This window comes from Luminiphilus sp. nBUS_16 (assembly GCF_051201645.1).
Classification (GTDB): domain Bacteria; phylum Pseudomonadota; class Gammaproteobacteria; order Pseudomonadales; family Halieaceae; genus Luminiphilus.
On the sequence record NZ_CP179205.1, the window covers coordinates 1681369 to 1694951 of the forward strand.

Annotated in this window: 13 protein-coding genes; 11 read left to right on the forward strand and 2 right to left on the reverse strand. The window is 52.4% G+C overall.

The features are described from left to right. Positions 1–2: 2 nt before the first annotated feature. The 4 genes from odhB (at position 3) to sucD (ending at position 4813) form a co-directional block, all read left to right on the forward strand. On the forward strand, positions 3–1241 hold the full coding sequence (gene odhB, locus ACMAY6_RS07425; RefSeq protein ID WP_435215791.1) for a 2-oxoglutarate dehydrogenase complex dihydrolipoyllysine-residue succinyltransferase: 1239 nt from the start codon (positions 3–5) through the stop codon (positions 1239–1241). Between the two features lie 25 nt (positions 1242–1266). After that, on the forward strand, positions 1267–2703 hold the full coding sequence (gene lpdA / locus ACMAY6_RS07430) for a dihydrolipoyl dehydrogenase (RefSeq protein ID WP_435215793.1): 1437 nt from the start codon (positions 1267–1269) through the stop codon (positions 2701–2703). A 71-nt stretch (positions 2704–2774) separates the two neighbouring features. Beyond that, a complete protein-coding gene (gene sucC, locus ACMAY6_RS07435) occupies positions 2775–3944 on the forward strand; it encodes an ADP-forming succinate--CoA ligase subunit beta (RefSeq protein WP_435215794.1) in 1170 nt (389 codons plus the stop codon). Then, positions 3941–4813: a succinate--CoA ligase subunit alpha gene (gene sucD, locus ACMAY6_RS07440; RefSeq protein ID WP_435215796.1), complete on the forward strand. Its 873-nt coding sequence runs from the start codon at positions 3941–3943 to the stop codon at positions 4811–4813. Before sucC ends, sucD begins: the two co-directional genes overlap by 4 nt. A gap of 204 nt (positions 4814–5017) precedes the next feature. Here the strand turns inward: sucD and ACMAY6_RS07445 are convergent, their stop codons facing one another. Further along, positions 5018–6064 (reverse strand): hypothetical protein, encoded by a 1047-nt coding sequence (locus ACMAY6_RS07445; RefSeq protein WP_435215798.1) that lies wholly within the window; start codon positions 6062–6064, stop codon positions 5018–5020. A 241-nt stretch (positions 6065–6305) separates the two neighbouring features. On the opposite strand from ACMAY6_RS07445, the gene htpG reads away from it, so the two are divergent. The 3 genes from htpG to ACMAY6_RS07460 all read left to right on the forward strand — a co-directional run bounded on the left by htpG (position 6306) and on the right by ACMAY6_RS07460 (position 9498). Next, positions 6306–8234 (forward strand): molecular chaperone HtpG, encoded by a 1929-nt coding sequence (gene htpG, locus ACMAY6_RS07450; RefSeq protein ID WP_435215800.1) that lies wholly within the window; start codon positions 6306–6308, stop codon positions 8232–8234. Between the two features lies 1 nt (position 8235). After that, positions 8236–8697 carry a SixA phosphatase family protein gene (locus ACMAY6_RS07455; RefSeq protein WP_435215801.1) on the forward strand — a complete coding sequence of 154 codons (462 nt, stop codon included), beginning with the start codon at positions 8236–8238 and terminating at the stop codon, positions 8695–8697. 141 nt (positions 8698–8838) lie between these two features. Beyond that, positions 8839–9498, forward strand: a complete 660-nt coding sequence (locus ACMAY6_RS07460; RefSeq protein ID WP_435215803.1) for a response regulator — start codon at positions 8839–8841, stop codon at positions 9496–9498. 82 nt (positions 9499–9580) lie between these two features. Here ACMAY6_RS07460 and folE read toward each other — a convergent pair whose 3' ends face one another. Further along, complete coding sequence (folE, locus tag ACMAY6_RS07465; protein WP_435215805.1) at positions 9581–10138, reverse strand: GTP cyclohydrolase I FolE; 558 nt, start codon at positions 10136–10138, stop codon at positions 9581–9583. A gap of 65 nt (positions 10139–10203) precedes the next feature. Here folE and prmB point away from each other — a divergent pair, with 65 nt between their 5' ends. The 4 genes from prmB to ACMAY6_RS07485 all read left to right on the forward strand — a co-directional run bounded on the left by prmB (position 10204) and on the right by ACMAY6_RS07485 (position 13511). Further along, the gene (gene prmB / locus ACMAY6_RS07470; protein ID WP_435215807.1) at positions 10204–11106 is read left to right on the forward strand and encodes a 50S ribosomal protein L3 N(5)-glutamine methyltransferase; all 903 of its coding nucleotides are present in this window, start codon (positions 10204–10206) and stop codon (positions 11104–11106) included. A gap of 20 nt (positions 11107–11126) precedes the next feature. Beyond that, positions 11127–12239, forward strand: coding sequence for a chorismate synthase (gene aroC, locus ACMAY6_RS07475; RefSeq protein WP_435215809.1), 1113 nt, complete (start codon positions 11127–11129; stop codon positions 12237–12239). Between the two features lie 2 nt (positions 12240–12241). After that, the gene (locus ACMAY6_RS07480) at positions 12242–12472 is read left to right on the forward strand and encodes a hypothetical protein (protein WP_435215811.1); all 231 of its coding nucleotides are present in this window, start codon (positions 12242–12244) and stop codon (positions 12470–12472) included. Between the two features lie 235 nt (positions 12473–12707). Further along, a complete protein-coding gene (locus ACMAY6_RS07485) occupies positions 12708–13511 on the forward strand; it encodes a class I SAM-dependent methyltransferase (protein ID WP_435215813.1) in 804 nt (267 codons plus the stop codon). The last annotated feature ends 72 nt before the right edge of the window (positions 13512–13583 follow it).

Genomic DNA, 13583 nt, shown 5'->3' on the forward strand with positions numbered 1-13583 from the left:
TCATGGCAATTGAAATTAAGGCACCGGCATTTCCCGAGTCTGTCGCCGATGGTGAGGTCGCGGCTTGGCACAAAGCCGAGGGCGATTCCGTCGCCCGCGACGAGTTATTGGTCGAGATAGAAACCGACAAGGTCGTTATGGAAGTTGTCGCGCCAGAGTCAGGGATTCTCACATCTATTGTCGCTGCAGAGGGCGACACCATAGAGAGTGAGGCGCTGCTTGCGGTGCTTGAAGTTGGCGAGGTCACAAAGCCCGCGGCCAGCACTGAGGCTGCCCCGGAAGGGGCTGAGTCAGCCCGGTCTGAAAGTGGCGACAATACGATGGGGCCCGCCGCTCGTGCCTTGGTAGATGAGCACGGCCTCGATGCTAATGCGATAGAAGGCACCGGCAAGGGTGGTCGAATCACCAAGGAAGATGTCACTAAGCATCTCAAAACCGCTTCTCAATCGGAGGCGCCTCAAACTAAGGCAGCGCCAGCAGACTCGGTCACGGCACCCCAGGCGAGCGTATCCGATGCCGCTTATGGACCATCCGGCGAACGCATTGAGAAACGGGTACCTATGACCCGGATGCGCTCTCGAATTGCCGAGCGGTTGCTCGAGGCGACACAGCAGACAGCAATGCTAACCACTTTTAATGAAGTGAATATGGCGCCGCTCATGAAGCTTCGTAGTCAGTATAAAGAGAGCTTTGAAAAGGCGCACAATGGAACCCGCTTAGGGTTTATGGGCTTCTTCGTGAAAGCCTGTTGCGAAGCTTTAAAACGGTATCCAGCGGTAAATGCGTCTATTGATGGCAGTGATGTGGTGTATCACGGTTACCAGGATATTGGCGTGGCGGTTTCAACCAATGACGGGTTAGTGGTGCCGGTGCTTCGTGATGCTGACTTCATGAGTATTGCCGACGTCGAGGCGGCTATTAGAGATTTAGGGTTAAAAGCCCAAGATAAAAAGCTCACGATAGAAGAGATGACCGGCGGCACGTTCACAGTATCTAACGGCGGCGTTTTTGGCTCTTTGTTGTCAACGCCTATTTTGAATCCACCGCAGACCGGCATACTCGGCATGCATACCATTCAGGAGCGGCCCGTTGCTGTGAATGGCGAAGTGGTTATTCAGCCAATGATGTATTTGGCGTTGTCCTACGACCATCGGCTAATAGACGGCAAGACAGCCGTACAGTTTTTAGTGACGGTCAAAGGGTTCATCGAAGACCCAGCGCGCATTCTCTTACAACTCTGATGACATCCTCCACAGGAAGAAGAACATGACAGCAGCATACGACGTAATTGTTATCGGTTCCGGTCCTGCCGGCTATGTATGTGCCATCCGCTGCGCACAGCTAGGCAAGAAAGTGGCCGTTGTTGAGCAATGGGCAGACGATAAAGGCAAGCCGGTTTTAGGCGGCACGTGCCTAAACGTGGGTTGTATTCCCTCAAAAGCGCTACTAGACAGCTCCCACAAATTTCTCGAAGCAAAAGAGCATTTTTCAGACCACGGAATTGGTCTCGGTGATCCCCAAATTAATGTCGCAACAATGATGCAACGCAAAGACCAAATTGTGGGTCAGCTGACGGGCGGTGTGGCCGGCTTGCTGAAGCACAATCAGATTGATGTTGTTCAGGGACGAGGAAAATTGCTGGCCAATCGTAAGGTTGAAGTTCAGGCGCCTGATGGCAGTGAAGCCGTTTATGAGGCAGAAAACATTGTATTGGCAGCCGGGTCATTGCCCATCGACATACCCGTTGCTCCGGTTGATCAGGTCCATATCGTTGACTCAACAGGTGCGCTTGTTTTCGACGCCGTGCCAGAACGACTCGGTGTGATTGGTGCCGGTGTCATCGGACTCGAGTTGGGCAGTGTTTGGGGGCGTCTCGGAGCTGAGGTTGTACTGTTGGAGGCGATGGATAGCTTTCTGCCTTCGATGGACGCCCAGATTGCCAAAGAAGGCCAAAAACTGTTCAAAAAGCAGGGCCTAGATATCCGCCTCGGTGCCCGCGTCACGGGCTCTGAAGTCGTTGATGGAAAAGTCCACGTGAACTACGCAACGGGCGACGAGACGCACACTGAAATCTTTGATCGGCTGATTGTCTCTGTAGGTCGCAGAGCACAGACAGGCGAACTTTTTGCCGAGGACTCAGGCGTCACTATGGACGAGCGCGGCTGCGTTTTTGTCAATGATGTCTGCTCCACAGAGGCGCCGGGAGTTTGGGCTATTGGTGACATGGTTAGAGGCCCCATGCTGGCGCACAAAGGCTCGGAAGAGGGCGTTATGGTGGCCGAGCAAATAGCAGGGCATCATCACCCACTAAACTACGATTTGATCCCCTCAATTATTTACACCCATCCAGAGATTGCTGGCGTTGGCAAGACTGAGCAAGAGCTCAAAGCGGAGGGAGTTAAATTTAAGGTAGGCACTTTCCCTTTCGCGGCAATTGGACGCGCCCTGGCGGCTGGCGACAGCGATGGCATGATCAAAATTATTGCCGACGAGAATACAGACCAGCTGCTCGGTGCTCACTGCGTGGGGCCATCTGCCGCTGATTTGGTGCAACAATTACTCATAGCGATGGAGTTTGGCTCTAGTGCTGAGGACATACAGATGATGGTGTTTGGGCATCCCACACTATCTGAGGCAGTTCACGAAGCTGCCTTGGCAGTCGATGGTAAGGCCATTCACATGGCAAATAGAAAAAAGCGCTAGGCACAAGAGCGCGCATTGGGGGAGTGGCCTTGGGTTAACTCCGCACCGAAACGAAAAAAGCGGGATAATTTATGAATCTTCACGAGTATCAAGGAAAGGCATTATTTGCCCAGTATGGTCTGCCAGTATCGGTGGGACATGCGGTTTCAACACCGGAAGAAGCACGTGCGGCAGCTGAAAAAATAGGTGGCGATAAGTGGGTCGTAAAGGCCCAAGTACATGCTGGTGGCCGGGGTAAGGCCGGAGGGGTAAAGCTGGTCGATAGCCCTGATGACGCGGCAGCCTTTGCCGAGCAATGGTTAGATAAGCGCTTAGTAACCTACCAAACAGATGTCGATGGGCAGCCGGTTTCGAGGATTCTGGTTGAAACGTGTACCGATATTGATCAGGAGCTCTACCTCGGTGCAGTTCTCGATAGAGCGAGTCGTCGCATCGTTTTTATGGCTTCGACTGAAGGTGGCGTTGAAATTGAAAAGGTTGCCGAGGAGACTCCAGAGAAAATCCTGCGAGCCGAAATTGACCCACTAACGGGTCCGCAGCCTTATCAAGGCCGCGAGCTGGCCTTCAAATTGGGTCTGGAAGGAGCGCAGGTTAAGCAGTTTGTCGCTATTTTTGTCGGTTTGGCAAAGCTGTTTCAGGACAAGGATCTGGCGCTAATCGAAGTTAATCCATTGGTGATCACTGACGAAGGTAACCTGCATTGTCTTGACGCTAAAATTGTAGCCGACTCCAATGCGCTTTATCGGCACGCTGATCTTCGCGAGATGCATGACCCTTCACAGGAAGATGCTCGCGAGGCGCACGCCGCGGAATGGGATCTCAACTACGTGGCGTTAGATGGCAGCATTGGCTGCATGGTTAACGGTGCGGGTTTAGCCATGGGAACCATGGATATTGTGAAGCTGCATGGGGGTTCACCTGCAAACTTTTTAGACGTTGGCGGCGGTGCCACTAAAGAGCGGGTCACGGAAGCATTTAAAATCATCCTTTCGGACGAAAATGTTAAGGCCGTTCTAATCAATATCTTTGGCGGAATTGTTCGTTGTGACCTTATTGCTGAGGGCGTTATTGGTGCCGTCGAGGAAGTGGGCGTCACTGTTCCAGTGGTCGTCAGGCTCGAAGGTAACAATGCCGAGCTTGGCCAGAAGGTGTTGGCCGATAGCGGGCTCAATATTAAAGCGGCTTCAAGTCTGACTGACGCTGCAGAACAAGTCGTCGCTGCCGCGGGAGGTGCCCAATGAGTATTTTAATCGATGAGAACACGAAGGTTATTTGTCAGGGCTTCACAGGCTCTCAGGGAACTTTTCATTCAGAGCAAGCCATCGCTTACGGCACTAAGATGGTCGGTGGTGTCACTCCCGGCAAGGGCGGTCAGAAGCATTTAGATTTGCCTGTGTTCAACACAGTTGATGAGGCTGTCGATCAAACAGGCGCTGATGCATCAGTGATTTATGTGCCGGCTGCCTTTTGTAAGGATTCGATCCTCGAGGCTGCAAATGCGGGAGTACAACTGATTGTCTGCATCACCGAAGGCATCCCCACATTAGACATGCTCGAATGCAAAGTTAAATGTGACGAGCTGGGTGTGCGGCTGATTGGGCCTAACTGCCCAGGAGTGATCACACCCGGAGCCTGTAAAATTGGCATCATGCCGGGTCACATTCATTTGCCAGGGCGTGTAGGCATTGTGTCCCGCTCAGGCACACTGACTTATGAGGCCGTTAAGCAAACAACGGATGCTGGCTTTGGCCAGTCAACCTGTGTGGGGATTGGTGGCGATCCTATACCAGGATCTAATTTCATTGATATTTTGACCTTGTTTGAGGCAGATGCTTCAACCGAAGCCATTGTCATGATCGGTGAGATTGGTGGAACTGCCGAAGAGGAAGCTGCAGCCTTTATTAAGGACAACGTCTCCAAGCCCGTTGTGTCCTACATCGCTGGTGTTACTGCGCCAAAGGGTAAGCGTATGGGTCACGCCGGTGCCATTATTTCTGGTGGCAAAGGCACCGCGGATGAGAAGTTTGCTGCACTTGAAGACGCCGGTGTACGAACGGTCCGCTCCCTCGCTGATATTGGCGCAGCTATGGCGGAACTAACCGGCTGGTAAATAGCCCGCTGGCAAGCGCTACCTGTAGCCTTGCCAGCGTTATCGCTCCTCCAGTCCTCAGAAACTTCGGGGACTGGCCCCTCCAAGACTTCCAATCGCATTCTATTTAATTGCTTCCCCGCTTTGTGGCCGTGCCAACCCGCCAGCGCAATGATTGCAGGAATTTCAGCGATTAGCTCTCAAAGAATCTAATCCCCTGACAAACTATTCGTAATTAAAGAAAAACGTGAGCCGCAGATGAAGATCGTCCTCAGGTCGCACCCCCTGTGGATTGACTCCGTAGTGGGTGTACACAATATTCGGGGTGATGAAAAAATGGTCGGACAGTTGGTATTCAATGCCAGCGACGATATTTGTAGCGGTCGCACTGGGGTCGAAGGGAATGTACGCAATATCATTGCCTTTGATACTGGGCTGAAACAGCCGCTGCACCTGCGTAATTAAATCGATTTTGTCACTAAAGTGAGCCACGCCCATTAGGGCCGCCAATTCGAGCGTGGGGTCTTCTTGCTGGTCCTGATAGGTGTAGAGCAACCCTAGCGAGTAGGGTTCAGTCTGCTGTGCGGCGAATAACTGATAAGTGCTGCGATCAAAGTTACCGGGGCGGGCTTCATGGTCAACATAGGCGTCAAAGAGTACGTCTGGCGTAGGTCGCCAGGTCATGGCTCCCATGAACTTGTCGTGGGGATTTTTATCAGCCTCCCAAGTTTCGCTGGACCCATACATCGCTCGGTATGACCACTTGCCGGATTGGTTCAGCTTTCCCTTGGCGGAGATCCCGAGATCTCTCGCAGCAATCCCTTGCATGTCTGGCGCCGTGCGCATGAGGTAGCGTTTTCCCCAAAAAGCTTCAATAAGATCAAAGGATATTGTCGGTATCAGCCCACCGGATACCTGATGTCCCGCCAGTTTTTTTCCTACACCCAAGTCTTGTATTCGGTGCGAGAGCTCGTAATTCTCGAAAGCACCCTCATGAAAGGCTTCGAACCGCAGGCGTCCCGTCCAATCGTGGCCATAACGGACATCTGTGGTCAGAAAGATGCGCCGAAGGACGGCCCCGGTTGCGTTGTCTCCCTCCGGGGTGTGGTGGCTGGGAAGATGATAGAGGTCCCCGAACATGAGGCCCCCAACATCGAATTCAAGTGCATCCTCGGCTGAACTAGGCGTGCCGTGAAGGCATAGCGAGGCGCAGACAAGGAAAATAACCCGCCGCAATGCATCAATAGCCCCGGTTGCTCGTTTTTCCAACATAATATCTAGTGCTTTGCCCTTGGGCCTATTATGGCAGGCCAGTGTGGCGTAAAGCACATCCCGCGACCAGTGTTGCCATGTGGCTGCCGTCTTTTGATGGGCAGCGGTGTTGCTGCTAATGCGCGAAAACCCGCTGAGGACAGGAATTAAAAATGAGGCGCTGCGTTATGGTGTCGGCCTTGAAATTTCGACTCTTTGCCTCCACCTCCCATGTGACAGCGAAAACTTAGGAAAAACGCCAATGACTGCCGCCACTGAAACCAACAACACTGAAACAATGGGCTTTCAGACTGAAGCTAAAAAGCTGCTTCATTTAATGATTCATTCTTTATACTCGAATCGAGAAATCTTCCTCAGAGAGTTAATTTCAAATGCATCAGATGCCATAGATAAACATCGCTTTGCAGTGATTGAGAATGGCAAGTTAGCGGAGGGGGTTTCCGAGTATCAAATACAGGTTGGGGTCGATGACGAGGCGAAAACGGTCACGATCTCCGATAACGGTATTGGCATGAGCCGTGACGAGGTCATTGAGCATTTAGGGACTATTGCGAAGTCAGGTACGGCGGCTTTTCTAGATAATCTCAGTGGCGATGACAAAAAAGACTCCCAACTGATTGGTCAGTTTGGCGTAGGGTTTTATTCGGCATTTATTGTCGCTGACCGAGTCGAGGTGGTTACCCGTAAAGCAGGCACTCCTAGCTCAGAGGCGACCCATTGGGAATCTGCGGGTGAGGCTGAATTTTCCGTGACCGCGTCAGACCGGGATGCATCAGGTACGACCGTAATTTTGCACCTTAAATCTGATGCCGATGAATTTGCCTCCGAATTTCGAATTCGCAGTGTCATTAAGAAATACTCGGACCACATTTCAGTGCCCGTGATGATGTTGAAGGCCACTGATATGCCTGCCGGTGACGACGAAGCTGAAGATGCTGAGGTGGCCCCAGCTGAGTGGGAGGCGGTCAACGAAGCGCAAGCCCTTTGGACGCGAAGTCGCACCGACGTATCTGATGAGGAGTACCAAGCGTTTTACAAGCATATCTCACACGACTTTGAGGAGCCTGCCACGTGGAGCCACAACAGGGTTGAAGGCAAGCTTGAGTACACATCGCTCTTGTACATTCCCGCAAAGGCGCCCTTTGACCTGTGGAATCGTGAGGGGGCTAGAGGCTTAAAACTCTATGTTCAGCGCACATTTATTATGGATGATGCTGAGCAGTTCCTACCGTTATACCTGCGGTTTGTGAAGGGCGTGCTCGATTCTAACGATTTGCCGTTAAACGTCTCGCGCGAAATTTTGCAGCAGGATAGCAACGTCGAGTCCATGAAGAGCGCCATGTCCAAGAGAATATTGGATATGTTGCAAAAAATGGCGACGTCAGAGCCAGAGCAATATCAGCAGTTTTGGGACACCTTCGGAGAGGTGTTGAAAGAGGGCCCCGCAGAGGACTTTGCGAATAAGGAAAAAATTGCAAAATTACTGCGCTTTGCATCTACCCACAGCGATGCACCCGAGCATACGGTCAGCCTTCCTGAATATTGTGAGCGGCTGCCTGAAGGGCAGGATGCGATTTGGTACGTCGTGGCAGAAAATCACGCTACTGCAAAAAACAGCCCGCACTTGGAAGTGTTCCGAAAGAAGGGTATCGAGGTCCTGCTGTTATCCGATCGTATTGATGAGTGGTTGATGAGCCATCTCATGGAATTTGACGGGAAAGAGCTGAAAGATGTGGCTCGCGGGAGTCTGGAATTTGACACTGAGAACGAAGAAGAGAAGGCCGCTTTAGAGACGGCCAGCAAAACACACGAAAGCCTTATCGAGCGCATGAAGGAAGAACTGGGTGGTAAGGTTGCAGAGGTGCGCCCCACGCTTCGGCTGACTGAGTCACCGGCATGTCTGGTCGTCGGTGAGCATGAAATGGGCGCGCAAATGCGCCGTATCATGGAAGCGGCAGGTCAGGCCGTGCCAGATGCGCCGCCGACGTTAGAGCTTAATACCGAGCACCCACTGATACAGCGACTGGACCAGGAGTCTGATGAGCAGCGTTTTGCTGATCTCACCCAGATTTTGTTTGACCAGGCAACCCTCGCTGAAGGGTCTACCCTTGACGATCCCGCCACCTACGTCAGTCGGTTAAACAAGCTGCTTTTGGAGATGGCCCAGTAGCATGCTGGTGACTGTTTGGCGCCACGGGGAGGCGGGTAGTGCTCCCCGTGATCGTGATCGGGCGCTCACGACGTTCGGTATACAAGCGTTGAGCAAGGCGGTATTGCGCTTTGAAGAACGTACTCACGATAAATTATTGCCCGGCGTCACGAGCGTCTTAAGCAGCCCTTGGTTACGCACGCTTCAAACTGCAGACATCGTTGGAAAGGCTTTGGCAGTTTCCCCTACAGCAGAAGCTTGGCTCGCCCCAAGTGCCGTATTGACAGACGTAGAGGCGGTTTTTGAACGGCAGGAGAAGCATGTATTGCTGGTCAGTCACCAACCTTTTGTGTCTGAACTCCTGTGGTATTGGCTCGATAGCACGGCTTTGGCGCCCTTGGCGCCTGGTGGCTGGGCGTCGGTAGCGATAGCTGGTCACGGGCGAGGGCTAGGCACAGTTGCCAATAGCGAAGTCCAAATTTAGAGTTTTTTTAAGGGCGCTCCGCTCTCATAGTTGCCACCAAATTGTCGCTGTAGAAGTTGTTAAAGGGCATGGATTGAACGCCTTACCCAGCCTCGAGAGAGTTTCTTTGGTCATATGAGCGGACTAGTCTAGACTACGGGTATGGACGCTTCTGTTTCTACCCATCAGGTTGTCATTTTGGACGACCATGCCACTATCGCTGCCGGTATCGGTGCCCTTGTGGATGCGATCCCTGAATTCGAAGTTCAGGGCGTCTTCCAATCAGTTGCAGACTTAAACGCTCAGTTTGAGGTAGCGGTGCCTGATGTCCTGATAATGGATTTGCAGCTGGGGGATGAGAGTGTCACGTCCGAAATTCGTGAGCTCACTTACCGGCACCCACAGTTGGCCATTTTGGTCTTTACACTGTTGGATTCTCGGAACTACGTGCATGATGCCATTGCGTTTGGTGCTCTGGGTTTTCTCTCAAAGGTCTCGACCCATGAGCAGCTTGTTGATGCTCTGCGCGCAATCATGCAGGGCAATCATTTTTTTGGTGCGGAGCTGGGAGCGTCAGTCGTTAACATTGATGACGAAGCAATTCCTGTGAACCTGCTCAGTGTGCGTGAGCTCGATGTGCTGAAACGTCTAGCCTTGGGTTTCAGCCCCAAGGAAATCGGTTTTGAGTTAGGCCTTTCTGATAAAACGATCCATGCTCACAAAAATACCATTCGTCAAAAATTAGGCCTCAGGCGGCAGAGTGACATTATCAGAGCGGCGTTTTCTGCTGGCGTGGTCAATGTGCGCGATCTCGTGGGGTAGTGGCCTCTTTAGGTAAGATTTTTGCGTTTGCCGTTGATCTTATTGACTCATTGTATAGTGGCGGCCCCCGTCTTTTGCGGTTTTAGCGATGCGTTGATCGCAGTTGCAGTAACGATAGAAACTCCTCTCGAGTTCGGGCATCGGATCTAAATGTTCCTAGCATCGCGGATGTCTTGGTCACCGAATTTTGCTTTTGAACGCCTCGCATCATCATGCACATGTGTTCGGCTTCAATGATAACTCCAACTCCCTGAGCGCCTGTCACCTGCTTAATGCTGTTTGCGATCTGAACTGTGAGTTGTTCCTGTATCTGAAGCCTGCGGGCGAACATATCGACAACCCGCGCCACCTTGGAAAGGCCCAAGACCTTTCCCTCTGGCAGGTACGCTACATGACAACGCCCGATGAAGGGGAGTAGGTGGTGTTCACAGAGCGAATAGAGCTCAATGTTTTGCACGAGCACCATCTCGCTAGAATCAGAGGGAAATAGGGCGTCATTTACGACATTCGACAGTTCTTGGTCGTAACCCTGAGTTAAAAACTCAAAGGCTTTGGCTGCGCGCTTGGGCGTATCGACCAAGCCTGGACGCTCCGGGTTCTCACCAATGTGCTCAATAATACTTCGCCAATACGCTTCCATAGGGCCTCCAAAATTTCAGGCGCGATGTTAGCATGCGCAGCTCATAATGTTACTAGGGCAGTCAGTTGGCGACCTTCCGAGAAATTCTGATTACTACGGAGTCACGGCTTGAGGCAGGAGACCTGCACTTCGGTCATGGCTATCTCGATGCCCATGATGAGGCGGTTGCGCTGGTGCTCGCGGCAGAGGGGCTGGATCCGCTAACGGGTTCTGAGATTCTTGACTTGGATGTGTCCCCAGAAGGGCTAGAAAAACTGCAAGGATTTTTGCGGCAGCGCTTGGAGGATCGACTTCCCACTGCCTACATTATTGGTTACGCGGCTTTGGGTGCGCTCACGTTCTGGTGCGATGACCGCGCGTTAGTGCCCAGATCCCCGCTCATGTCAGTGATTCACGAGGGCTATAGCCCCTGGTTTGACCACTCTGTACCCAAGCGAATTGTGGATGTTTGTTGTGGTGGGGGTAGTTTAGGGTTGTTAGCAGCCTACCACTCTCCCGAAACGTCTGTTTTATTGTTAGATATCGATAATCGAGCCTTAGCGTTGGCTGAAGCCAATCGGCGCACTCAGGCATTGCCAAATACTCTGTGCGTGCAGGCAAATCTACTGGCGACACTGGCCCCTGAGTCGGTGGACATCATTTTAGCTAACCCCCCCTATGTCGATGCTGAGGACATGGCTAATCTGCCAAGGGAGTTTCATCATGAGCCCCGAATCGCGCTGGCGGCAGGGGACGATGGTCTTGATTTAGTACACGAACTCCTACGACAAGCTGTATACGTTTTATCGCCCGAGGGCGTGTTATTTTTAGAAGTGGGAAACAGCGCCCCAGCACTCATAGCCAGTTATCCAGATATTGCCTTTACATGGCTCGAATTAGCCAGTGGTGGGCATGGTGTATGTGTGGTTTCAGCGAGCGAACTGAAGGCTTCGATTGATCTCACGGATAGTGGGTCTTCACAGGTATAATGCGCCAAGGAGGCTGAGCTATGTCAGGTAATACACTTGGAAAATTATTTACGGTAACGACTTTTGGAGAGAGCCATGGTGCCGCTCTGGGGGCCGTTATCGATGGCTGCCCGCCCGGATTGTCATTAACCACGGCTGACTTGCAGGTAGATTTAGATCGTCGTAAGCCTGGCCAATCACGCTTCACCACGCAGCGTCGCGAAGCCGATGAGGTCGAGATTTTGTCAGGAGTGTTCGAAGGTAGAACAACAGGGACCTCGATAGGCCTTGTAATTCGCAACACGGATCAGCGCTCTAAAGACTACAGCAAGATCAAAGAAACCTTCAGACCTGCCCACGCTGATTACACGTACCAACAAAAGTACGGCGTGCGCGATTATCGAGGAGGAGGGCGTTCGTCAGCTCGTGAAACTGCAATGCGTGTCGCAGCCGGCGCAATTGCAAAAAAGTGGCTGGCGCTTCAGGGTGTTTCTGTTCGGGGTCACCTGGCGCAGCTGGGCCCTATTATCCCTGAGGCATTAGACTGGAACGTTGTCGAAACCAACCCCTTCTTTTGCGGCGATGCTGCGATTATCCCAGAGCTTGAGCAGTTTATGCAGGCCCTCAATAAATCGGGAGATTCGATCGGTGCGCGCGTTACGGTTGTTGCCGATGGTTTGCCGCCGGGCTTGGGAGAACCTATTTTTGATCGCCTCGATGCCGAAATTGCCAGTGCACTTATGGGTATAAACGCCGTCAAAGGCGTGGAGATTGGCGCTGGTTTCAACGTAGTTGAACAACGCGGATCTGAACATCGAGATGCGCTTACACCCGGGGGGTTCACCAGCAACAATGCCGGAGGTGTGCTTGGTGGCATCTCATCGGGTCAGCCCCTGATCGCCAGCATCGCTCTGAAGCCTACCTCGAGTATTAGAATTCCTGGCGACAGTATTGATCTTGCCGGAAACGCTACCGAGGTCATCACCACAGGGCGACATGATCCTTGCGTGGGAATTCGTGCTGTTCCCATTGCTGAGGCTATGGTCGCGCTGGTTTTAATGGATCATTGGCTACGTCATCGAGGGCAAAATGCGGATGTTGAATCGTTGACGCCAGTAATCCCCGGGGCGGCTACCTCTGGGATCCCTGAGTAACTGTGAAGCCGTATTTTTGGGATAAACGCCTTAGACGACGTGTAAGAACTTCACTGTTAGCAGTCGTAGCCACGGGCGCTTTATTTTGGGGCGCAATCGACATTGTTGGTGTTCCGGCCAGCAATATGTTCCGGCTGGTGCTCGAGAGTATCTTGGTGATTGGCATCGTTATTGCGCTCGCAGCGCTCGCGGGTTGGTTGTTGCACCGGTGGCGAAACCAATCCCCCGACTAGCTGATGTCGCGTGGCAAAGCGATTACACTTCTCTCAGAACAGAGTTCATGACGGCCCGGTGCGCAAGAGCTCCTGATAGGCCGGAGCGAAATGTTTCCTCAATGGGAGTACCGTAACCCCGTGACAAGTGCAAAAATATTGCTCTATCTACGATTACAGAACGACCTTAAAAGCAGATAGACTCATCAACAGAAAGAGGGATATTTCTGTTGCCTCGAACCCAAAGGAATAATCGATGAAATTGATCAAGTTCACTTTTCTCATAAGCGCGCTGGCACTTACCTCTTTAGCAAACGCCGAGCTTAACTGGGATACCGCATTAACAGGTACCCATCGCAGCGAGGGTAACGCTGCGCGAAATGCAGCGAGGCATCCCAAAGAAACTCTGCAGTTTTTCGGACTGACCCCCGGCATGACCGTGATGGAAGTTGCCCCGGGTGGCGGGTGGTATACCGAGGTGCTAGCGGTTTTGCTGCGTGATCAAGGCACTTATCTGGCGGCGCATGGCACGCCTAACGGCGGTGCTTATACGCGACGTTCTCTGGGGGGCTTTCTTCGCAAGTTAGGCGAAAATAATGATGTTTACGGCGATGTTGTGGTCACTGAACTGCAGCCGCCTGCGGCGTTAGTGCCTGCCGAGCCAGGTACCGTAGACCTTGCTGTGGCGTTCCGAAACGTCCATTCGTGGATGCGCGCTGATCAGGTGGAAACCTACTTTTCAGCAATTTTTGACGCGGTGAAGCCCGGTGGGGTTTTCGGTTTGGTCCAGCACAGAGCTAAGCCAGGCACTCCTTTGGATGTCATGCGTAAAACTGCCTACGTCACCGAGGAACAGGTGATTGAATACGCTGAGCTTGCGGGCTTTGAGTTAGATGCGCGCAGTGAGATAAACGCCAATTCTCGAGATACCAAGGATTATCCCGGTGGTGTTTGGACGTTACCGCCGAGTTTGAGTGGCGATGAGGCCGATCGTGAAAAATATTTGGCCATTGGCGAGAGCGACCGCATGACACTGCGGTTTCGAAAACCGAACTCTTGAGCGCGTATCGTGATAACGCGCATCGCTCTCGGCTGATTGAGGACGATCAAAAATCGCCGCTGAAACCCGAGC